The sequence below is a fragment of the Escherichia sp. KS167_9B genome, assembly GCF_030295215.1.
Lineage (GTDB): Bacteria > Pseudomonadota > Gammaproteobacteria > Enterobacterales > Enterobacteriaceae > Escherichia > Escherichia coli_F.
The window spans coordinates 5,077,260-5,097,601 of record NZ_AP025754.1 but is presented as its reverse complement, the minus strand read 5'-3'; the positions used below and the strand labels follow the sequence as shown (position 1 = coordinate 5,097,601).

At 52.2% G+C, this 20,342-nt stretch carries 19 protein-coding genes, 3 tRNA genes and 1 pseudogene; 1 reads left to right on the top strand and 22 read right to left on the bottom strand.

Features of this window, described 5'->3' with window-relative positions; genetic code table 11:
- Window positions 1-2: 2 nt before the first annotated feature.
- The 18 genes and pseudogenes from QUE34_RS25300 to nnr all read right to left on the bottom strand — a co-directional run bounded on the left by QUE34_RS25300 (window position 3) and on the right by nnr (window position 18,329).
- Window positions 3-662 (bottom strand): YjfK family protein, encoded by a 660-nt coding sequence (locus QUE34_RS25300; protein WP_000200291.1) that lies wholly within the window; start codon window positions 660-662, stop codon window positions 3-5.
- A pseudogene (locus tag QUE34_RS25295) lies at window positions 659-1,142 on the bottom strand (potassium channel family protein). Before QUE34_RS25295 ends, QUE34_RS25300 begins: the two are co-directional and overlap by 4 nt.
- A complete protein-coding gene (locus tag QUE34_RS25290; protein WP_103253419.1) occupies window positions 1,142-1,840 on the bottom strand; it encodes a PspA/IM30 family protein in 699 nt (232 codons plus the stop codon). Before QUE34_RS25290 ends, QUE34_RS25295 begins: the two are co-directional and overlap by 1 nt.
- 18 nt (window positions 1,841-1,858) lie before the next feature.
- Complete coding sequence (locus QUE34_RS25285) at window positions 1,859-2,260, bottom strand: YjfI family protein (RefSeq protein ID WP_032304361.1); 402 nt, start codon at window positions 2,258-2,260, stop codon at window positions 1,859-1,861.
- Window positions 2,261-2,386: 126 nt separating this feature from the next.
- Window positions 2,387-3,118, bottom strand: coding sequence for a 23S rRNA (guanosine(2251)-2'-O)-methyltransferase RlmB (gene rlmB, locus QUE34_RS25280; RefSeq protein ID WP_032304360.1), 732 nt, complete (start codon window positions 3,116-3,118; stop codon window positions 2,387-2,389).
- 180 nt (window positions 3,119-3,298) lie between these two features.
- A complete protein-coding gene (gene rnr / locus QUE34_RS25270; protein WP_000076292.1) occupies window positions 3,299-5,740 on the bottom strand; it encodes a ribonuclease R in 2,442 nt (813 codons plus the stop codon).
- A gap of 38 nt (window positions 5,741-5,778) precedes the next feature.
- Window positions 5,779-6,204: a nitric oxide-sensing transcriptional repressor NsrR gene (gene nsrR / locus QUE34_RS25265; RefSeq protein WP_001177637.1), complete on the bottom strand. Its 426-nt coding sequence runs from the start codon at window positions 6,202-6,204 to the stop codon at window positions 5,779-5,781.
- Window positions 6,205-6,408: 204 nt separating this feature from the next.
- Window positions 6,409-7,707, bottom strand: coding sequence for an adenylosuccinate synthase (gene purA, locus QUE34_RS25260; RefSeq protein ID WP_000527955.1), 1,299 nt, complete (start codon window positions 7,705-7,707; stop codon window positions 6,409-6,411).
- A gap of 103 nt (window positions 7,708-7,810) precedes the next feature.
- On the bottom strand, window positions 7,811-8,008 hold the full coding sequence (locus QUE34_RS25255; RefSeq protein ID WP_001089292.1) for a DUF2065 domain-containing protein: 198 nt from the start codon (window positions 8,006-8,008) through the stop codon (window positions 7,811-7,813).
- Between the two features lie 81 nt (window positions 8,009-8,089).
- Window positions 8,090-9,094 carry a protease modulator HflC gene (hflC, locus tag QUE34_RS25250; RefSeq protein ID WP_001232412.1) on the bottom strand — a complete coding sequence of 335 codons (1,005 nt, stop codon included), beginning with the start codon at window positions 9,092-9,094 and terminating at the stop codon, window positions 8,090-8,092.
- Between the two features lie 2 nt (window positions 9,095-9,096).
- Complete coding sequence (gene hflK / locus QUE34_RS25245) at window positions 9,097-10,356, bottom strand: FtsH protease activity modulator HflK (RefSeq protein WP_000312477.1); 1,260 nt, start codon at window positions 10,354-10,356, stop codon at window positions 9,097-9,099.
- Window positions 10,357-10,441: 85 nt separating this feature from the next.
- Complete coding sequence (gene hflX, locus QUE34_RS25240; RefSeq protein WP_000460360.1) at window positions 10,442-11,722, bottom strand: ribosome rescue GTPase HflX; 1,281 nt, start codon at window positions 11,720-11,722, stop codon at window positions 10,442-10,444.
- 76 nt (window positions 11,723-11,798) lie between these two features.
- Window positions 11,799-12,107: an RNA chaperone Hfq gene (gene hfq, locus QUE34_RS25235; RefSeq protein ID WP_001051883.1), complete on the bottom strand. Its 309-nt coding sequence runs from the start codon at window positions 12,105-12,107 to the stop codon at window positions 11,799-11,801.
- An 85-nt stretch (window positions 12,108-12,192) separates the two neighbouring features.
- Window positions 12,193-13,143 carry a tRNA (adenosine(37)-N6)-dimethylallyltransferase MiaA gene (gene miaA, locus QUE34_RS25230; RefSeq protein WP_105268499.1) on the bottom strand — a complete coding sequence of 317 codons (951 nt, stop codon included), beginning with the start codon at window positions 13,141-13,143 and terminating at the stop codon, window positions 12,193-12,195.
- Window positions 13,136-14,983: a DNA mismatch repair endonuclease MutL gene (gene mutL / locus QUE34_RS25225; protein ID WP_032304357.1), complete on the bottom strand. Its 1,848-nt coding sequence runs from the start codon at window positions 14,981-14,983 to the stop codon at window positions 13,136-13,138. Before mutL ends, miaA begins: the two co-directional genes overlap by 8 nt.
- A 9-nt stretch (window positions 14,984-14,992) precedes the next feature.
- Entirely contained in the window at window positions 14,993-16,330 is a 1,338-nt protein-coding gene (amiB, locus tag QUE34_RS25220; protein WP_032304356.1) for an N-acetylmuramoyl-L-alanine amidase AmiB, read from the bottom strand.
- Window positions 16,331-16,348: 18 nt separating this feature from the next.
- Window positions 16,349-16,810, bottom strand: a complete 462-nt coding sequence (gene tsaE, locus QUE34_RS25215) for a tRNA (adenosine(37)-N6)-threonylcarbamoyltransferase complex ATPase subunit type 1 TsaE (RefSeq protein ID WP_000981977.1) — start codon at window positions 16,808-16,810, stop codon at window positions 16,349-16,351.
- Entirely contained in the window at window positions 16,782-18,329 is a 1,548-nt protein-coding gene (nnr, locus tag QUE34_RS25210) for a bifunctional ADP-dependent NAD(P)H-hydrate dehydratase/NAD(P)H-hydrate epimerase (RefSeq protein ID WP_077630126.1), read from the bottom strand. The genes tsaE and nnr overlap by 29 nt, the downstream gene beginning before the upstream one ends.
- Between nnr and queG the strand changes: the two genes are divergently transcribed.
- The gene (queG, locus tag QUE34_RS25205; protein ID WP_032185740.1) at window positions 18,328-19,467 is read left to right on the top strand and encodes a tRNA epoxyqueuosine(34) reductase QueG; all 1,140 of its coding nucleotides are present in this window, start codon (window positions 18,328-18,330) and stop codon (window positions 19,465-19,467) included. The two genes, nnr and queG, sit on opposite strands and share 2 nt — an antisense overlap.
- Here queG and QUE34_RS25200 read toward each other — a convergent pair.
- The 4 genes from QUE34_RS25200 to QUE34_RS25185 form a co-directional block, all read right to left on the bottom strand.
- Window positions 19,450-19,503: a hypothetical protein gene (locus QUE34_RS25200; RefSeq protein WP_010723271.1), complete on the bottom strand. Its 54-nt coding sequence runs from the start codon at window positions 19,501-19,503 to the stop codon at window positions 19,450-19,452. The two genes, queG and QUE34_RS25200, sit on opposite strands and share 18 nt — an antisense overlap.
- 233 nt (window positions 19,504-19,736) lie before the next feature.
- Window positions 19,737-19,812 (bottom strand) — tRNA-Gly (locus QUE34_RS25195).
- A gap of 35 nt (window positions 19,813-19,847) precedes the next feature.
- Window positions 19,848-19,923, bottom strand: a tRNA-Gly gene (locus tag QUE34_RS25190).
- Between the two features lie 157 nt (window positions 19,924-20,080).
- Window positions 20,081-20,156 (bottom strand) — tRNA-Gly (locus QUE34_RS25185).
- Window positions 20,157-20,342 lie beyond the last annotated feature (186 nt).

Below are 20,342 nucleotides of genomic sequence, written 5' to 3'. Positions count from 1 at the left end.
AATTAACCAATAATATGAAGTGATGTCAGTGGGATATCAACACCCAGTGCGCGCGAAAATAACCACTCCGGCTCGCCGAGATCGTTAAAAGATTCCTCACCATTTAACAGCAAATATTCACAGGTATCTTCGGTCACCTGCCGTTCATAGCCCATGGTAAAATTATGCACTTCCCATTTGGCGTGGTTTTGATTTTCAACTTTTTCCAGCATATAGACGGGTTCGATATTCCCCGGTTCTTCGCTGTTAAAAAATCGCTGCCAGCGTTTTTCCTGCCAGTTTAAAGTCATTGCCCCCATCGCTTTGGCATTGATCGCCTCGCGCCAGTGGCTCTCTTTACTGATACCGTAGCTCTCTTCATAGACAAAGAGCTTGATATCATCAATGTCATCAATATCTTCGCCGCCGGTGGTATTGATTTGCAGAAATTCATCGCCCGAAGTGTAGTAGCGGAAAATCTGACTACCGCCGCCCAGATCGATGTGGCTGACAGCGGCTACCGTAAATTCTTCACCCGGCAGCGCAATCAGCAATTCATCTTCCAGCAAACGAAACGCTAACGTGTCGAGCGTAAAGCCGCTATTGAGATGAAGTCCCAGTGGGCCACGTGCGATTGCAGGTTTATCATCCTTACCAAACAGACGCTTGAAAAAACTTGTCATATGCTTCCCTCAATGTCCTGCCATGCCACTTCTTCAGCCAAAATACGGTTATTGCCAATAAGATGCAGCCACATACCGCCTTTAACTTCCGTTGCAATGACTGGATTCAGTTCCATTCCCCTACCATTTTTACAACTGCTTATTCCCAGGACGGTGGCATCATGATGAAGTTTCATATAATGCAATGACTTTTCCCATTAAAGCGCCAAATAAACCAACACTCACAGGAATCTGCCAGAGCGCTGTGAACAGACGTCCCCCCACCGTTTGGGGTGTGATATCACCAAACCCCAGCGTTGATCCCACAACCGAGCAGTAATAAATAAAATTACTCAGTTGACCTACCAACGCCTCTTCATGCAACGCAGTTAACACCAGATAACAAAACAGATACTGTCCTGTAAATAATCCAGTCAATGCCGGCCAGGTAAGCCTGGAAAGGTGACGTCGGCAGGTTTTAATGATCCATGAGAAGAACATTACTCGCCCTGTTGGCGTTGCAGTCTTGCTAATACATCCTGGGCGCTACTTTTGTTGCTACCGCCAATTCCGGCTTCCGCCAGTTTTTCATCAAGATCGCGACCATCTGCCACTTTTTCCAGCTGTGCGGCAGCATCCAGGCGAGCTTGACGTTCGGCCTGACGCGTTTGCAGACGCTTTAAGGATTCTGCCGCTGTCGAAACGCTGGAAGATGCGCCAACAGTAGAGGTCGTTACGGCCTGTTGTGCACGCTGCATGGCTTCAGTAGCTTTAACGACTTCCATTTGTTGCTCAAATTGAGCGATACGCTGTGCTGTCGCTGTAACCGCTTTTTCCACACCATCGCGAGAGACTTCCAGATTCGACAACACTTGCTCTTCAGCGGTAATGACATTCTCAAGACGGGCGATTTCTTCAGCAACTTCGTTAATCAACGACGGATTAACATTCTTGCTTAACGCTTCCAGCGCGCGAGCTTCCAGACTGGCTTTACGCTCACGCAAATCTTTCAGTTTATCGTTGCTCAATTTCACTCTTGCCAGTAGATCGACACGTGATTTACCGGCCTTATCCAGTTCTGCTTTGGCATCGCGTATATGCTGTTCAAGCATTCTAACGCCCTGTGCTTCTTCAATGGATTCTTCCGCTTGCGAGATCACCGATTTACCCAGCGTAAATAAAGTTTTTAAAATTCCCATAAATACCTGTCCTTGTAATTAATGTGAATATTCTTCTGTAATTTCAGCAAGATCCAAAGCGTTATCTACCAGCGTGGTTATTTCCAGCAGGATATCTTCAAGAGAAGATTTAAGCGATAACGCCCCGAAAACAATGTAATACTCTTCCTGTTGCACGCTGGAGATCCCTACCGATGACAACGGCATCATCTTCTGATTTCTTAATAAGAAGGTATGAAATTCATCTGGATTGCTGATACTACTTACCGGGCAAATAAAGGTTTCGATGATCATTTGGCGGGAAGTAAAAAGAATATTGATTTGCAAATCGCCATAATCATTCATTTTAATAATTAATGCGTTTTCATTATTTGTTACATCAATATTTTGTTCAGGTACAGTTTGCAGCGCCGTCGCCAGCGCCAACGGATTCCATGTCATATATTATTCCATATAAATTAAGTTTAAATATTAATAAAATGAATATTTGTAGTACGTAATTATCTTACCAGCTATAGACAAAAAAAAACCATCCAAATCTGGATGGCTTTTCATAATTCCGAGAAATTAGCTACGCTGGCGTACCGCTTCAAATAAGCAAATGCCTGTCGCCACAGAAACGTTCAGCGAAGAAACACTTCCTGCCATTGGGATGCTGATCAACTCATCGCAATGTTCACGGGTCAGGCGACGCATGCCTTCACCTTCTGCGCCCATCACCAGTGCCAGCCGTCCGGTCATTTTGCTCTGATAGAGCGTATGATCCGCCTCACCTGCCGTACCGACGATCCAGATATTCTCTTCCTGCAACATACGCATGGTGCGCGCAAGGTTAGTCACCCGAATCAGCGGAACGCTTTCTGCCGCGCCGCAGGCTACTTTTTTCGCCGTGGCGTTGAGCTGTGCGGAGCGATCTTTCGGCACAATCACCGCATGAACACCTGCGGCGTCCGCGCTACGCATACATGCACCCAGGTTATGCGGATCGGTTACACCGTCGAGGATCAGCAGGAACGGCTGATCGAGCGAAGCGAGCAGATCCGGCAGATCATTTTCCTGATACTGACGTCCAGGCTTCACACGGGCGATAATGCCCTGATGCACGGCACCGTCGCTTTTCTCGTCGAGATATTGGCGGTTTGCCAGCTGGATAACCACGCCCTGGGACTCAAGGGCGTGAATCAGCGGCAACAGACGTTTATCTTCACGGCCTTTTAAAATAAAGACTTCCTGAAAACGTTCAGGGGCGCGCTCCAGCAGGGCCTGCACTGCGTGGATGCCGTAAATCATTTCGCTCATTAATGTACTCGTTGTTTACGTTTTGCCTGATGCGCTACGCTTATCAGGCCTACATGATCCCTGCAATGTATTGAATTTGCCTGATTATGTAGGCCGGATAAGGCGTTCACGCCGCATCCGGCATGAACAAAGCGCATTTTGTCAGCAATCTGACCCTCTTCTGTTTGAAGAGGGTAATGATCACTCTGCCACTTTTTTCTTCGCCGCACGCTTCGCTTTGGTCGCTGCGGCTATTTTCTGCGTTTTCGCCGATGGCTTTTTCGCTTTTCTCGCGTCTTTCTTCGCCGCTTTCGGCTTCGTTTTTTTCTCGCCGCGGAAAGCGCTGTCTGGCTCAAAGTTTACCTTTTTACCAACCTGACGACGCTTGCCGCCTTTTTTGCCTGCATCGCCTTTTTTCGCTTTCTCGCGCGCGGTTTTACCGACGTTGCGCGGTGCGCGTTCGCTGGAGATCAGGCTAAAGTCGATTTTGCGCTCGTCCATATTAACCGCTTCGACGCGAACTTCCACGCGATCGCCCAGGCGATAAGTCTGGCCGCTGGATTCACCCATCAGGCGTTGTCCCACCTGGTCAAAGCGATAGTAGTCATTGTCCAGCGAAGAGACGTGGACCAGACCATCGATGAACAAGTCATCCAGGCGAACAAAGAAGCCAAAGCCAGTGACACTGGAAATCACGCCTTTAAAGACGTTACCTACCTGGTCGAGCATGAAGTCACACTTCAGCCAGTCAGCCACATCGCGCGTTGCTTCGTCGGCACGACGTTCCGCCATCGAACAGTGCTGACCCAGTTGCAGCATTTCTTCCATCGAATAATGGTAGCCGCCGGTTTCAGTGGTGTTGCCCTGATGCCCTTGCTCTTTCGCCAGCAGATACTTAATGGCGCGGTGGAGCGTCAGATCAGGATAACGACGAATCGGCGAAGTAAAGTGCGCATAGGACTGCAATGCCAGACCGAAGTGACCGCGGTTTTCCGGATCGTAAATCGCTTGTTTCATCGAGCGCAACAGCATGGTTTGCAGCATTTCTGCGTCAGGACGGTCAGCAACCGATTCCAACAGTTCCGCGTAGTCACGCGGTTCCGGCTTGTTACCGCCAGGCAATTCCAGCCCCAGCTCCGCCAGCACTGAACGGAAAGAGGTTATTGCTTCAGTGCTCGGCTTGTCGTGAATACGGAACAGTGCCGGTTCTTTGGCCTTCTCAACGAAACGCGCCGCCGAGATATTCGCCAGAATCATGCACTCTTCAATTAACTTGTGTGCGTCGTTACGCTGGGTCTGTTCGATACGCTCAATACGGCGTTCAGCGTTGAAAATGAACTTCGCTTCTTCGCTCTCAAACGAGATCCCGCCGCGTTCTTCACGGGCTTTATCCAGCACTTTATAGAGGTTATGCAGCTCTTCGAGATGCTTAACCAGCGGGGAGTACTGCTCGCGCAGATCCTGATCGCCCTGCAGAATATGCCAGACTTTGGTGTAGGTCAGACGCGCGTGAGAGCTCATCACCGCTTCGTAGAATTTGTAGCCCGTCAGGCGGCCTTTCGACGAAATGGTCATCTCGCAAACCATACACAAGCGGTCTACCTGCGGGTTGAGCGAGCACAGGCCGTTAGAGAGCACTTCCGGCAGCATCGGGATAACCTGCGAAGGGAAGTACACCGACGTACCACGGTTACGCGCTTCTCTGTCCAGCGGTGTTGGCGGACGCACATAGTAGCTGACATCGGCAATTGCGACCCACAAACGCCAGCCGCCGCCGCGTTTTTTCTCGCAGTAAACTGCATCGTCAAAGTCACGGGCGTCTTCGCCATCAATGGTGACCAGCGGTAAATCGCGCAGATCGACACGGCCAGCTTTCGCCTCTTCCGGTACTTCTTCTTTCAGCCCGGCAACCTGTTGCTCAACAGCCTGCGGCCAGATGTACGGAATTTCATGGGTGCGCAGAGCGATATCAACCGCCATGCCAGTCCCCATATTATCGCCCAGCACTTCGACGATTTTACCCACCGCTTTGGTACGGCGAGTCGGGCGTTGGGTCAGTTCAACCACCACCACAAAGCCCATCCGCGCGCCCATGATCTGATCGGGCGGGATTAAGATATCGAAGCTCAAACGACTGTCGTCAGGAACCACAAAGCCGACACCCGCTTCGGTAAAGTAGCGACCAACAATCTGGCTGGTTTTTGGTACCAGTACGCGGACAATACGCGCTTCACGGCGGCCTTTACGGTCAGCGCCCAGCGGCTGTGCCAGCACCTGATCGCCATGAATGCATGTTTTCATCTGCTCGCTGGAGAGATACAAATCATCTTTACGTCCTTCAACCCGCAGAAAGCCGTAGCCATCACGGTGGCCAATAACGGTACCTTTCACCAGGTCGAGGCGTTCCGGCAGCGCATAGCACTGACGGCGAGTGAAGACCAGTTGACCATCGCGCTCCATCGCGCGCAGGCGGCGACGCAGGCCTTCAAGCTGCTCTTCGCCTTCAATGTGCAGTTCTACCGCCAGCTCATCACGGCTGGCCGGTTTTTCACGTTTGGTTAAATGTTCGAGGATAAATTCCCGACTAGGGATGGGATTCGCGTATTTTTCAGCTTCGCGTTCCTGGAAAGGATCTTGTGACATCTCGGTTCCTCCGTTGTCATCTCTGATGAAGATTTTCGTCACTCCACCAGCAATAATTTATAAAGCGGTTGATTCTCTTCAACCAAATCGGCAAGCGTGTAGTTATCCAGTTCCATAAGAAAACTTTGCACGGCCTTAGAAAGCGCCTGTTTCAACCGACAGGCAGGTGTAATGTGGCAAAACTCACTGCTGCAATTCACCAGCGATAAGGGCTCCAGCTCGCGCACCACATCACCAATACGTATCGCACTCGCCGGTTTACCCAGGCGAATGCCGCCATTTTTTCCACGAACAGCAGTCACGTAGCCGGCACGACTAAGTTGATTGATTATTTTGACCATATGATTACGGGAGACGCCGTAGACGTCAGTCACTTCAGAAATACTGGTCATCCGCCCTTCTGGCAATGACGCCATGTAGATCAGCGCACGTAATCCGTAATCAGTGAAACTCGTTAACTGCACATCAACCTCAAAAGGGAAAGCGGGAAAAAATACATTTATATTGATGATAAACCAGCCACAAGCTGTGTCGCTAATTTATTTCAGTTCGGGGAAGGAAAAAAGCGAGGATTTAACACTGTGTCGGATAGCGTAATGGCTTACCCGACACAGCAATGTATCACACTGTTAGCCCGGCAGGCAAAATATCTGCCAGGCGTACCAGAATTACGCGTCGAACGGGTCGCGCAGAATCATGGTTTCAGTACGATCCGGGCCGGTAGAGATGATATCGATCGGCACACCGGTCAGTTCTTCAATACGCTTGATGTAGTTCAGTGCCGCCTGCGGCAGACCGCTACGATCTTTCACGCCGAAGGTGGATTCAGACCAGCCCGGCATGGTTTCGTAAATCGGCTCTACACCTTTCCAATCGTCTGCTGCCAGCGGAGTGGTAGTCACTTCGCGACCATCCGGCATACGGTAAGCCACGCAGAGTTTCACCTCTTTCAGGCCATCCAGAACGTCCAGTTTGGTCAGGCAGAAGCCAGACAGGGAGTTCAGCTGTACCGCACGACGAACGGCAACGGTGTCCAGCCAGCCGGTACGACGACGACGACCCGTAGTTGCGCCGAATTCGTTACCCTGCTTGCAGAGGAACTCACCAGTTTCATCAAACAGTTCGGTCGGGAACGGACCTGCACCTACACGAGTGGAGTAAGCTTTGAGGATACCCAGAACGTAATCAACATAACGCGGGCCCAGGCCGGAACCGGTCGCCACGCCACCTGCAGTGGTGTTGGAAGAAGTTACGTACGGATAAGTACCGTGGTCGATATCCAGCAGCGTACCCTGCGCACCTTCGAACATGACGAAATCGCCACGCTGACGCGCCTGGTCGAGCAGGTCAGAAACGTCAACCACCATAGAAGTCAGGATGTCGGCAACAGCCATCGTATCATCCAGAACTTTCTGGTAATCAACCGCTTCAGCTTTGTAGTAGTTAACCAACTGGAAGTTGTGATATTCCATCACTTCTTTCAGTTTTTCAGCGAAGGTTTCTTTGTCGAAAAGGTCGCCAACACGCAGACCACGACGTGCCACTTTATCTTCATAAGCAGGCCCGATACCACGACCCGTGGTGCCGATCGCTTTCGCGCCGCGCGCTTTCTCACGCGCGTTATCCAGCGCAACGTGATAATCAAGGATCAGCGGACATGCTTCAGACAGCAGCAGACGCTCACGAACGGGGATGCCACGGTCTTCCAGTTCTTTCATCTCTTTCATCAGCGCGGCCGGAGACAGCACAACACCGTTACCGATGATGCTGGTTACATTCTCGCGGAGAATACCTGATGGAATAAGATGGAGAACGGTTTTTTCACCGTTGATTACGAGAGTATGGCCTGCGTTGTGACCGCCCTGGTAGCGTACAACATATTTAGCCCGTTCAGTCAGAAGATCGACGATCTTACCTTTACCTTCGTCACCCCATTGGGTGCCCAGTACGACGACGTTGTTACCCATTTTTCAAAATCACCGTTTGCTTAAAAATGGATTCTACCATCGCTTTTTCAGAGTTACAGCACTTTTTGCACTCAAAAATGACCTCGATCAGTCTGTTTTTTGTTCAGCCAATCGTTTTCCTCAACATGTAGTAGACCACAACGCCCGCAACCACAAGTCCACCGCCAAAACGACGTAAAATATTATCGGGCAAATTGGTCATCGCAGCGATCATCTTCTTCCATGCCTTCGGGTAAAGCATCGGCCCTAAACCTTCCAGCACCAAAACCAGGGCAAGCGCCAGCCAGATTGTCGAATTCATTCATTATCCTTATAGAAAAAGAAAACCACCGACATCCCTGAGGATGCGGTGGCTTTATTGACCTGTACCGCAGTCGTTATATTAACGCGTTGCGGAAGTCGGCGTCTTCATGTAGCGGAAGAAATCGCTGTCCGGGCTCATGACCATCACGTCCTGATTGCCAGAGAAGCTGTTCTCATAAGCACGCAGGCTACGGATGAATGCGTAGAAGTCCGGATCTTTACTGAATGCATCAGCAAACAGTTTGGCTGCTTCTGCATCGCCTTCACCACGCATGATGCGGCCCTGACGCTCAGCTTCTGCCAGCGTTCTGGTCACTTCATAGTCGGCAGTCGCGCGCAGTTTTTCCGCTTCTTCCTGACCTTGTGAACGGTGACGACGTGCTACCGCTTCACGCTCGGCGCGCATACGGTTGTAGATCGCTTCAGACACTTCGGTCGGCAGGTTAATCTGCTTGATACGCACATCGACAACTTCAATACCCAGCGCCGCCATACTGTTCGGGTTGATGACCGGAACTTTGCCCTTCGTCTCAGCCGTTACGCGCTCTGCCGCTTCGGCAATGGCGTTATCCGCTGCCGGGGTAGTAACTTCATCTTCTGTACCCGCAGAACCGGAGTTTAGCGCGTCACGCACTTCCAGGGTCAGACGACCACGGGAATCGGTGACGATATCTTTAACATCCAGACGACCAATTTCAGAACGCAGACGGTCAGAGAACTTACGTTTCAATAGCACTTCCGCTTGCGAAATGTCGCCACCACCCGTTGCCAGGTAGTAACGGCTGAAATCGCTGATGCGCCATTTGATGTAAGAGTCGACGATCAGGTCTTTCTTCTCTTTGGTCACAAAGCGGTCGGCCTGGTTGTCCATGGTCTGAATACGTGCGTCGAGCATTTTCACCGTTTCAATGAACGGTATCTTGAAATGCAGACCCGGCTCATAAACCAGAGGTTTGTTGTCATCGTCACGCAGTACCTTACCAAAACGCAGCGTAATACCGCGCTCACCTTCTTTGACGACAAAGACAGACATGTAAAGCACTACCAGCACGATGATGATAATCGCGATAACTGACTTACGCATCGTTATTCCCCCTGACGCTGGTAGTCGTTACGCTGCGCGTTAGCGCGGCGTTGGTCCATAATATCGCCCTGACTGGTGGACGACGTGTTGCTTGCTCCACTGGTTGTGGAGGAAGAGGCTGGCGGCAGACGCAGCAGATTGCTGGCACCGTTATCGCTCTTCGCCGCAGGGGCGTTACCACCTTTCAGCATCTGGTCTAACGGCAGAACCATCAGGTTGCCACCTTTATCGTTAACCAGCACTTTGCGGGTGTTGCCCAACACTTTTTCCATCGTCTCGATATACAGACGCTCGCGGGTAATTTCCGGCGCAGCTTTATATTCCGGCAGAAGTTTAGCAAAGCGTGCCACTTCACCCTGGGCTTCCAGGATAGTCTGAGCCTTGTACGCACGCGCCTCTTCGAGGATACGTTGCGCCTGACCGTTCGCACGCGGCTGAACTTCGTTGGTATACGCTTCTGCTTCACGAATGTATTGCTGTTCGTTTTCACGCGCGGCAATCGCATCGTCAAACGCCGCTTTTACTTCTTCCGGCGGACGAGCTGCCTGGAAGTTGACGTCCAGCAGAGTGATACCCATGTCATACGGACGAATCGTCTCTTCCAGTTCGCGCTGAGTATCGCTACGAATCACGGTACGACCTTCCGTCAGAATGCGGTCCATGGTGTATTTACCGATAACCCCACGCAGGGCGCTGTCGGTAGCCTGACGCAGGCTGTCATCCGGGCTGGTCACGCTATACAGATATTTTTCCGGATTGGTGACGCGGTACTGTACGTTCATCTCAACGCGCACCACGTTTTCGTCCGACGTCAGCATCACACCGGAAGCAGCCAGTTCACGCACGGCTTCCACGTTCACCGGTTTGACTTCGTCGATAAACGTCGGTTTCCAGTTCAGACCCGGCTCAACCAGATGGCTGAATTTACCAAAGCGTGTTACCACGCCGCGTTCGGCTTCTTTAATGGTGTAGAAACCACTGGCCGCCCAAATAATGACAATCGCTGCCGCTGCGATGGTAACGACACGACCGCCAAGCTGCGGGCGCGGGCCTTGCGATGAATTACCACCGCCAGATCCGGTGCCTTTACCGCCGCCCAGACCACCGAGCTTTTTGCTCAGTTTGCGGAAGATATCATCTAAATCAGGTGGCCCTTGATCGCGACCGCCTTTGTTTCCATTTCCCTCAGAGTTGCCGCCAGGTTTGCTGCTTCCCCACGGGTCGCGGTCTTGTCCGTTATTACCGGGCTGATTCCACGCCATGTTTGTGCTCCATATTTGTTATGCGGTGATCCCTGTTGTCTTTCGACGCCAGAGGATATGACTCCACGCTTCAGACGCTACGCCGTTAGATCAAGTAATCGATCAACGCCGGTTCTTGTTTGCAGAGGCGACGCCAGTCAACGATCGGCATACGAACTTGCAGACTTACGCTGCCGTCCTCCTCCATCCACTCTTTTTCTATTGCCTGAAGCTGATAAAAACGACTTCTCAGACGCCCTTCCTGCGGCGGCAGACGCAATGTATGCTGCGCCACCTCGCCGGAAAGCCGCTCCGTCAAAGCCTGAAAAAGCTGTGGTATCCCCGCTCCGGTCTGCGCAGAAAGCCAGACACGGATCGGTTTGTTCTCTTCGTCCCGATCAATACGCGGTTCAAAATCTTCCAGCATATCGATCTTGTTCATCACCAGCAGGGTTGGGATCTCGTGAGCATCGATCTCTTCAAGAACCGTATTCACCGCTTCGATGTTTTCTTGTACTCGCACATCTGCCGCGTCAATGACGTGCAGCAGCAATGTGGCTTGCCGCGTCTCTTGTAACGTGGCTTTAAATGCCGCCACCAGATCGTGCGGCAGGTGGCGAATAAACCCTACGGTATCTGCCAGCACGGTTTCACCGACATCCGCGACGTCAATACGCCGCAACGTCGGGTCGAGGGTGGCAAACAACTGGTCTGCCGCATAGACCCGCGCTTCGGTGATGCGATTGAAAAGGGTAGATTTACCGGCGTTGGTATATCCCACCAGCGAAACAGTAGGAACGTCGGCTTTGATACGCGATTGCCGCCCCTGCTCACGCTGTTTTTCAACTCTTTCCAGGCGCGACTGTATCTGCACGATGCGATTACGCAACAAACGACGGTCGGTTTCGAGCTGGGTTTCACCCGGACCACGCAAACCGATCCCGCCTTTCTGTCTTTCAAGGTGGGTCCAGCCACGCACCAGGCGCGTAGCCAGATGGCGCAACTGCGCCAGCTCAACCTGCAACTTACCCTCATGGGTACGCGCACGTTGGGCGAAAATATCTAAAATAAGGCCGGTGCGGTCGATAACACGACACTCGCACAAACGCTCCAGGTTACGCTCTTGCGCCGGGCTCAGGGCATGGTCAAAAAGAACGACCGAAGCACCCGTCGCTTTGACAGCTTCCGCAATTTCAACTGCTTTACCTTCACCTACAAAATACTTTGGGTGCGGCGCTTTACGGCTACCGGTAATCACCTGCAATGCTTCGACACCGGCGGAAGAAACCAGAGATTCAAACTCCTGGAGGTCTTCCATATCTTTGTCTTGCGTAAAATAGATGTGTACCAGTACCGCCTGCTCACCAGCATCATAACGGTCAAACAAGCGTATAACCCTCTAAATAGATCAGCGGGGAACGCAGGATCGCTGGCTCCCCGTGTAAAAAAAACAGCATGAAACCTTATTCGGTTTCTTCGCTGTCCTGTTGCGCGGAAGTATTCTGCGCGCTGCTACCATGATGATAGTTACTGCTGGTACCGCCACCGGCGTTGTTACTGTGATGAGAAACCGGGCGAGACGGGACAACAGTAGAAATCGCGTGCTTGTAAACCATCTGGCTGACCGTGTTTTTCAACAGGATCACGAACTGATCAAAAGACTCGATTTGTCCTTGCAGCTTAATACCATTCACCAAATAAATAGAAACTGGAACACGTTCCCGACGCAGTGCGTTCAGGAACGGATCTTGTAAAGATTGCCCCTTAGCCATTCTCTCTTTTCCTTATATGCTTATTTGTACTTTGAACCTTTCGATTCTGAAAAAATTGCGCACGATACGTCTCAATTGTACACATTCAGCCTGCGATAGCACCAACAACCTGTAATACTTCGTCACGCGCCTGTTCTGGTTTTTCACTGTCAAGCCAGTGAACCCCTTCCCAACCACGCAGCCAGGTTATCTGCCGCTTCGCCAACTGTCTCGTGGCGCAAACACCTCGATAAACCATTTCATCGTATGAGATTTCGCCTTCAAGGTAAGACCACATCTGGCGATAACCCACGCAACGAATGGAAGGCAAGTCCGTATGCAAATCTCCTCGGGCAAAAAGCGCCCGGACTTCTGCTTCAAAACCTGAAGCCAACATCTGATGAAAACGCTGCTCAATTCGTTGATGGAGCAGTTCACGGCTCGCCGGGGCGATGGCGAACTGATGCACCTGATACGGTAGAGCGTCTCCTGACGTTTGCGTCAGTTCCGTTAAAGTTTTACCCGAAATGAAAAAAACTTCCAGTGCCCGGGAAAGCCTTTGTGGATCATTTGGATGAATCCTTGCTGCCGCAACCGGATCGATCTCCTGAAGTTGACGATGCAATGACTCCCAACCTTGCTCTGCCGCCTGTTGCTCAATTCTGGCCCGCACTTCGGAGTCCGCCGACGGTAGCGGAGACAACCCTTCCAGCAATGCCTTGAAATACAACATCGTACCGCCCACTAATAGTGGGATCCGCCCCGCCGCGGTGATATCGGCTATTTCCGCCAGCGCATCGCGGCGAAAATCAGCGGCCGAATAAGCCTGCGACGGATCGCGAATATCCAGCAATCGGTGCGGCGCGGCGAGTAACTCTTCAGCGTTCGGCTTCGCCGTCCCGATATCCATCCCTTTGTAAATAAGGGCAGAATCAACGCTTATCAACTCTACTGGTAAAATTTTACGCAGCTCAATGGCTAACGCCGTTTTACCGGAGGCCGTCGGCCCCATCAAAAAAATCGCCTTAGGCAGGCTCGCCTTACTGATATCACTCATCTTTCAGGGCTTTTATCGCCGGATGTAAATCAACAGATTGTAACAGACCACCCGGCGGCGTTTTCACAAGTTGCGGACATAACCGTTCCACGTCCGCCAGCAGGGTGATGGCCTGTGCCATTGACCACTGCGCATGTTCGCTCATCAGATTTCGTGCAATCCACTGCGCAATATTGCCAGGTTCGAATACGGACTGCTTCGCCAGGTAGCCTATCAGTTCAGGAATCAAGATTTGTAAATTTTGTTGGCGTAAGGGTAAAGGCACGGCCCTGATGGTCACATACTGTGCATCGGACTGGAAATCAATACCCAATTCCGCCAGGGCAGACTGCGCTTTTTCTAATGCCGATTTTTCTTCGCCAGAAACTTTTAGCCGCAACGGAATAAGCAACGGCTGAGCGCAAACTGGCGTTTCACCCGGCGTCAACTGCGCCTGACGCAGCCAACGTTCTGCCACTGGCAGGGCTAAAAGTGAAATGTTGCCGTCGCGCTCCAGCAACGCACAGTCGGAATGGACGATAGTCAGTACCCGACCAAAACTCTGACTGTTCGCCGCAAGCGCTGGCTCCTGCGGTTCAGGTGCTTTTGGTTTTTGCATCGGCGCAGGCGTTTGCAAAAGCTGGCGATACACTTCACCTTGCTGTTTCTGGTAGCCTGGCTGCGCATTCGGCCAGGAAGCTGCTGGACGACCACCAGAGGCGGGCGCAGGAGAGTAGCGGGGGGCTACCGGTTCACGAACTGCCGGTTCAGCAAAATGATTACGCCCGGCGGCCACGCGGTTCTCCGGAATGGTGCGCGGTGCAGGTTGAGGTTCATCGTCCAGTGGCAGCGGCGTTTCCAGCTGTTGTTGTAGCACACTCAGCACGCCCTGATAGATAAAGTCGTGCACCAGACGCGACTGATGGAAACGCACTTCGTGTTTGGCGGGGTGCACGTTGACGTCCACTTGATGTGGGTCGATCTCCAGATACAACACAAATGCCGGTTGCTGATCGGCCCCCAGTTTGTCTTCACAGGCCTGACGGATCGCATGATTGATCAAGCGATCGCGCATCATGCGACCATTCACGTAGCAATACTGAATTTCTGCCAGTGTGGGCGTGGTGTGGTTTGGATCTGCCACCCAACCGCGCAGCGTGAGATCGCCGTGCTGCCATTCAATCGCCAGCGCATGTTCGAGAAAAGCGGTGCCGCAAATCGCGCCTAAACGCCGTTCTTTTTGCCCGCCTTCCGGCACTGCGCGGTACTGGCGAACTATTTTGCCGTTATGCGACAGATTGATAGTGACGTCGAAACGCGCCAGCGCAATGCGGCGGATGATTTCATCAATATGGTTAAATTCGGTTTTCTCGGTACGCAGGAATTTCCGCCGCGCCGGGGTGTTGTAGAACAGATCCAGCACTTCCAGCGTCGTTCCCACCGGATGCGCCGCCGGTTTAACCGTCACGTCCATATCGCGCCCTTCGGCATACGCCTGCCAGGCTTCCTGCTGATCTACGGTGCGCGAAGTGAGCGTTAGACGGGAAACTGAACTGATACTCGCCAGCGCCTCACCGCGGAACCCCAGGCTGATAATAGCTTCGAGATCGTCCAGAGAGGCGATTTTACTGGTAGCATGACGCGCCAGCGCCAGCGCCAGTTCATCTTTTTTGATACCGCAGCCGTTATCACGAATGCGGATAAGTTTCGCCCCACCGCGTTCGATATCAATATCAATACGCGTCGCACCCGCATCGAGGCTGTTTTCCACCAGTTCTTTGACTACCGACGCAGGTCGCTCGACCACCTCACCTGCGGCAATCTGGTTCGCCAGTTGTGGCGGTAAGACCTGAATTGGCATCAATCATCCTTAGTTTGGCAGCGTGCGATCTGGCGTCGTCACCGTGCTGGCCGTTTGTGCCGTTGCCCCCTGCGGCGCAGATTGCATCGGATGCGCAAGGAAATAATTGCGCAGGCCTTTGTAAATGGCTTCTGCCAGCTGTTGTTGGTAATCGTCGCTCGCCAGCAAACGTTCTTCGCTGTTGTTGCTGATAAAACCGGTTTCGACCAGTACTGATGGGATATCCGGCGAACGCAGAACGCCAAGGCTGGCATGTTCTGGTCGACGTTTATGTATTTCGCCAATGCGTTGCAACTGACTGATCATACTGGTCGCTACATCATACCCTACCCGCTGGGAATGACCGAACTGTAAATCCAGCACCGCCTGGCTTAAATACGGGTCAGACTGACTGTTCGCCAGCACATCGCCCGCCCCACCCAGCAGCTCCGACTGTTTCTCATGCTGCTCCAGCCAGCTGGCCATTTCGCTGTTGGCGCGACGGTTAGAGAGCACCCATACGGAAGCGCCAGTCGCACTGCGGTTCGGTGCGGCATCAGCGTGAATCGACACGAGGAAATTGGCGTTTTGCTTACGTGCCACATCGCTGCGCCCCATTACCGAGATAAAGTAATCCCCGTCACGGGTTAAAACGCCTTTAAACATTGGATCGTCATTGAGTAAAGTACGCAATTTACGCGCGATGGCGATGGTGACATTTTTCTCCCGCGTGCCACCAGGGCCGATAGCGCCAGGATCCTGACCGCCGTGTCCGGCATCAATAGCGATGATAATTTTATCGCCTGTGTTAGCCGTCGCGCGCGCTGCCGGACGCGTTACCGTATTACTGCTGATAACACCCGTAGTGCGGTTACTTTCCGTTTTAAACGGATTGCGCGCCGGTTCGCTGACGCGCGGTGCTACAACCGTAGGCGTTTCAACGCGCTTCGCAACCACAGGCGGCGGAGGAGGCGGGGGCGGCACATCGGCGTTAATCGTAAAGACGACAGTGTAATTGCTACCATTCTGCCGCTTCACCGCTTCGGTTTTACCGTTTTCGGTGAGATCGACCACTAGCCGTAGCGTTTGTGCATCTTTAGGCGTTCCAGAGCGAATCGCCTTCACCAGATTATTACCGCTGAACAACAACGGTAGCCCCTGAATCACGCCCGTTTGTTTGATATCGAGCGCCACGGTGCGTTTGTTTTGATGGCTAAACGCGTAATCAGGATCGCCAGTAAAACTCAATGTTATTCGCGCCTGTTGATTACCGTTAGAAACCTGAATATCAGAGAGCGTAGCGGCGCCAGCCTGCGCGCACAGCAGCAGCAACGTCGCTACCAACCAATTTCTGATGCGATACATCATCCCGCCACCTTTCAAAGGTTAACCGGCTAAACGCGCCAGCAACAATTCACCCGCAGAGGAAACCGCACTCACGCGCGCCTCACGGCCTTGTGCCTGATAATCAATGTGTATTTCGACATCCGGGTCAGGAAGAACACCTGTACCTTGTTGTGGCCACTCCACCAGGCAGATGGCATCGTTGGCAAAATAATCGCGGATCCCCATAAACTCCAGCTCCTCGGGATCGGCAAGGCGGTATAAATCAAAGTGATACACCATTAAATTGTCGAGCGTATAGGGTTCGACCAGCGTATAAGTGGGGCTTTTGACATTACCCTGATGACCCAGAGCCTGTAAAAAGCCCCGGCTAAAGGTGGTTTTACCTGCGCCTAAATCGCCATACAGATAGATTACGGTTGCACCATCGCAGGCTTTCGCTACCCGCTCGCCCAGGTCTAATGTTGCCTGCTCATCAGGGAGCGGAATTACTCGATTCATCATGGTTTTTATCAGTCACTTCCGGGTTAACAATACGCTGTAGCGTGGAAAAGAGATCGGTCGCCAGCATTCCGCGCGTTCCAAAACGCGCCGCCAGTACGTCAGCTGCCGTACCGTGGGCGACACAGCCCGCGCACGCTGCATCATACGGCGACAGTTTTTGCCCAAGCAATGCGCCAATAATACCAGAGAGCACATCGCCCATGCCGCCGCTCGCCATGCCTGCATTTCCGGCATCAATAATGCCTAAAGCGTCAGGATGGGCGGCGACCACGGTTCCGGCACCTTTCAGCACCGCTACGCCGCCATAACGTTGTACCAGACGTTGGGCGCAATGTAAGCGGTCACTTTCAATTTCAGCGACGGAACAGCCTAACAACCGTGCGGCCTCGCCAGGATGCGGCGTGATCACGCGATTGTGACGCTTATCAGGATTGATTGCCAGCAGGTTCAATGCATCGGCATCCCATAACATCGGTTTGCGAAAATTCTCAACTTTTTGCAGGGCTTTTTTCCCCCACTCTTGCTGGCCCAGACCGGGACCAATCACCACCACATCGGCCCATTCCAGGCTTTCGGTAAGAGAGTCCATAGTCAGTTCATGCACCATCAATTCCGGTCGTGCAGTCAGCAGCGGCGCAATGTTCTCACTGCGGGTCAGTACTCGGACTAAACCAGCACCAGCACGCAGTGCCGCTTCCCCCGTCATACGAATAGCCCCCGCCGTGCCGTGATCGCCACCAACAATCACCAGCCGCCCGTGATCGCCTTTATGCGAAGTCGGGCGACGCGGTTTCAGCCAGTGAGAAAGTTGTTCTGCCGAAAACCGCTGAATTTTCGTCTCCTGACCTGCCAACCAATTGTCCAGCCCCAGCGAGTCAAAATGCAGTTTTCCGGTAACATCCCGTGCTTTCCCGGTGAGCAAGCCAGGTTTCAGCGCAATAAAAGTGATGGTGTGATCGGCGTTGATTACCGCGCCTGGCGTAGCGCCGGTTTCAGCCAGCAGGCCGGAAGGGATATCAACCGCCACAATCGGCGCAGGGTGAGTATTAGCGTGGTCGATTAACTGGCTAATGGATACGCGGGGCGCGTGCTGCAATCCGGTACCGAGCAGCGCATCAACAATCAGATCTACCGACTCAGGCCAGACAATATTCGAAGCATGGATCTCGCCTCCCGCGTTTAACCATGCATCGCGTGCCTGCGCGGCCTCTTCCGGTAACGATTTGTCACTTTCCTGGGCCAGCAGCGTGACCTCAATGCCGACCGCTTTTGCCAGCCGCGCAATCACATAACCATCGCCGCCGTTATTGCCATGACCGCACAGCACCAGCCAGTGGAAGGCATCAGGATAAGCCGAACGACACACCTGAAATGCGGCTTCACCAGCGCGAAGCATCAGTTCATAGAGTGTAAGCCCCAACGAATCTGCCGCCTCGCGTTCGCCGCGGCGGATATCGTCGGCGTGCCAGACGGTGTGTGGTATACTTACGGGGTTTTTCTTCATTGTATGGTCCGTCATGTCAGAGCCCCTCGATCTCAATCAGTTAGCGCAAAAAATTAAACAGTGGGGGCTGGAACTGGGCTTTCAGCAGGTAGGTATTACCGATACCGATCTCAGCGCGTCCGAGCCCAAACTGCAAGCATGGCTGGACAAACAATACCACGGCGAAATGGACTGGATGGCGCGTCACGGTATGCTGCGCGCCCGCCCCCATGAGTTATTGCCCGGTACGCTGCGCGTCATCAGCGTGCGGATGAATTACCTTCCTGCTAACGCTGCATTTGCCAGCACGCTGAAAAACCCCAAACTCGGCTATGTAAGTCGTTATGCGTTGGGCCGTGACTATCACAAACTTCTGCGCAACCGACTCAAAAAGCTTGGCGAGATGATTCAGCAACATTGTGTTTCGCTGAATTTTAGACCGTTTGTCGATTCTGCGCCTATTCTCGAGCGCCCGTTAGCTGAAAAAGCAGGTCTTGGCTGGACAGGTAAGCACTCACTTATCCTCAATCGCGAGGCCGGTTCGTTCTTCTTTTTAGGTGAATTACTGGTCGATATTCCGCTGCCCGTGGATCAACCGGTCGAGGAAGGATGTGGTAAATGCGTGGCCTGTATGACGATTTGCCCGACCGGCGCCATCGTCGAGCCATATACCGTCGATGCTCGCCGCTGTATCTCTTATCTCACCATTGAACTGGAAGGGGCGATCCCGGAAGAGCTGCGTCCATTGATGGGAAACCGTATTTACGGTTGCGATGACTGCCAGCTTATCTGCCCATGGAATCGCTATTCGCAACTCACTACAGAAGACGATTTCAGCCCGCGCAAACCACTACACGCACCGGAACTCATTGAGTTATTCGCCTGGAGTGAAGAGAAGTTTTTAAAAGTCACGGAAGGTTCGGCGATTCGCCGTATAGGTCACCTGCGTTGGCTGCGTAATATCGCCGTGGCATTAGGCAATGCCCCCTGGGATAAAACGATTTTGACAGCGCTGGAAAGTCGTAAAGGTGAGCACCCACTTCTTGATGAGCACATAGCGTGGGCGATTGCGCAGCAAATCGAGAGGCGAAATGCGTGCGTCGTAGAGGTACAACTACCGAAAAAACAGCGTCTGGTTCGGGTGATTGAAAAAGGGTTACCGCGTGACGCCTGATTCATCCACAGCTTGTGAATAAAAATAAAAACGCATTGCAATTCAAGGCGAATAAAATCGTCAAGTGATCGACTCGACAAAACGAGATCTTAATTTTCAACCTATATATCAATAAGTTAAAAAAATACTATTCACCGTGCGAAGTTTCTTTGAAATTAAGATTACGACATGAGGCTGTGGATAACTCTGTTTACAAGAGTTTGTCAGAGACAACAAAAACCAGCAATAACGCATCGCGTCGCTGTGGATATTTTATTGAGAGAAGAATTTGGAGCGGGAAACGAGACTCGAACTCGCGACCCCGACCTTGGCAAGGTCGTGCTCTACCAACTGAGCTATTCCCGCTTGGGTGGTCTGTGCTTTGCAGCACTTTCAAATTTTGGAGCGGGAAACGAGACTCGAACTCGCGACCCCGACCTTGGCAAGGTCGTGCTCTACCAACTGAGCTATTCCCGCTTAATCTTCGTCTTTCGAACCGCTACTGCCTTGGCTGCCTTCACTCACCTTAGTCACTTACTTTTGTAAGCTCCCAAGGATTCGTTCAGTTGCCGCCTTGTCACAATTCGAAATACTGCGATTGGGTGGTCTGTGCTTTGCAGCACTTTTCAAATTTTGGAGCGGGAAACGAGACTCGAACTCGCGACCCCGACCTTGGCAAGGTCGTGCTCTACCAACTGAGCTATTCCCGCGTACTACTTAATTTTGCTTTCGTAATTTTCGCATTTCTGCGTCGTTACGGGAGGCGCATTATACGAGAAATCTTTTCCTCTGCAACCCCCCTAAAAATTTTTTTTTGAGTTTTTATCTCAAGTGCTGAAATTATCAGCAAGACGTTCAATTTAGCGTCAAAATCACGCCGCCGCAAGTGGATTCCG

What these genes read in the sequence shown, in the direction of transcription:
- QUE34_RS25300 (WP_000200291.1), bottom strand. Translation starts at nt 662, where the DNA reads ATGACAAGTTTTTTCAAGCGTCTGTTTGGTAAGGATGATAAACCTGCA.
- miaA (WP_105268499.1), bottom strand. Translation starts at nt 13,143, where the DNA reads ATGAGTGATATCAGTAAGGCGAGCCTGCCTAAGGCGATTTTTTTGATG.
- QUE34_RS25255 (WP_001089292.1), bottom strand. Translation starts at nt 8,008, where the DNA reads ATGAATTCGACAATCTGGCTGGCGCTTGCCCTGGTTTTGGTGCTGGAA.
- hflK (WP_000312477.1), bottom strand. Translation starts at nt 10,356, where the DNA reads ATGGCGTGGAATCAGCCCGGTAATAACGGACAAGACCGCGACCCGTGG.
- nnr (WP_077630126.1), bottom strand. Translation starts at nt 18,329, where the DNA reads ATGACGGACCATACAATGAAGAAAAACCCCGTAAGTATACCACACACC.
- queG (WP_032185740.1), top strand. Translation starts at nt 18,328, where the DNA reads ATGTCAGAGCCCCTCGATCTCAATCAGTTAGCGCAAAAAATTAAACAG.
- mutL (WP_032304357.1), bottom strand. Translation starts at nt 14,983, where the DNA reads ATGCCAATTCAGGTCTTACCGCCACAACTGGCGAACCAGATTGCCGCA.
- hflC (WP_001232412.1), bottom strand. Translation starts at nt 9,094, where the DNA reads ATGCGTAAGTCAGTTATCGCGATTATCATCATCGTGCTGGTAGTGCTT.
- QUE34_RS25290 (WP_103253419.1), bottom strand. Translation starts at nt 1,840, where the DNA reads ATGGGAATTTTAAAAACTTTATTTACGCTGGGTAAATCGGTGATCTCG.
- rnr (WP_000076292.1), bottom strand. Translation starts at nt 5,740, where the DNA reads ATGTCACAAGATCCTTTCCAGGAACGCGAAGCTGAAAAATACGCGAAT.
- rlmB (WP_032304360.1), bottom strand. Translation starts at nt 3,118, where the DNA reads ATGAGCGAAATGATTTACGGCATCCACGCAGTGCAGGCCCTGCTGGAG.
- tsaE (WP_000981977.1), bottom strand. Translation starts at nt 16,810, where the DNA reads ATGATGAATCGAGTAATTCCGCTCCCTGATGAGCAGGCAACATTAGAC.
- hfq (WP_001051883.1), bottom strand. Translation starts at nt 12,107, where the DNA reads ATGGCTAAGGGGCAATCTTTACAAGATCCGTTCCTGAACGCACTGCGT.
- purA (WP_000527955.1), bottom strand. Translation starts at nt 7,707, where the DNA reads ATGGGTAACAACGTCGTCGTACTGGGCACCCAATGGGGTGACGAAGGT.
- QUE34_RS25285 (WP_032304361.1), bottom strand. Translation starts at nt 2,260, where the DNA reads ATGACATGGAATCCGTTGGCGCTGGCGACGGCGCTGCAAACTGTACCT.
- amiB (WP_032304356.1), bottom strand. Translation starts at nt 16,330, where the DNA reads ATGATGTATCGCATCAGAAATTGGTTGGTAGCGACGTTGCTGCTGCTG.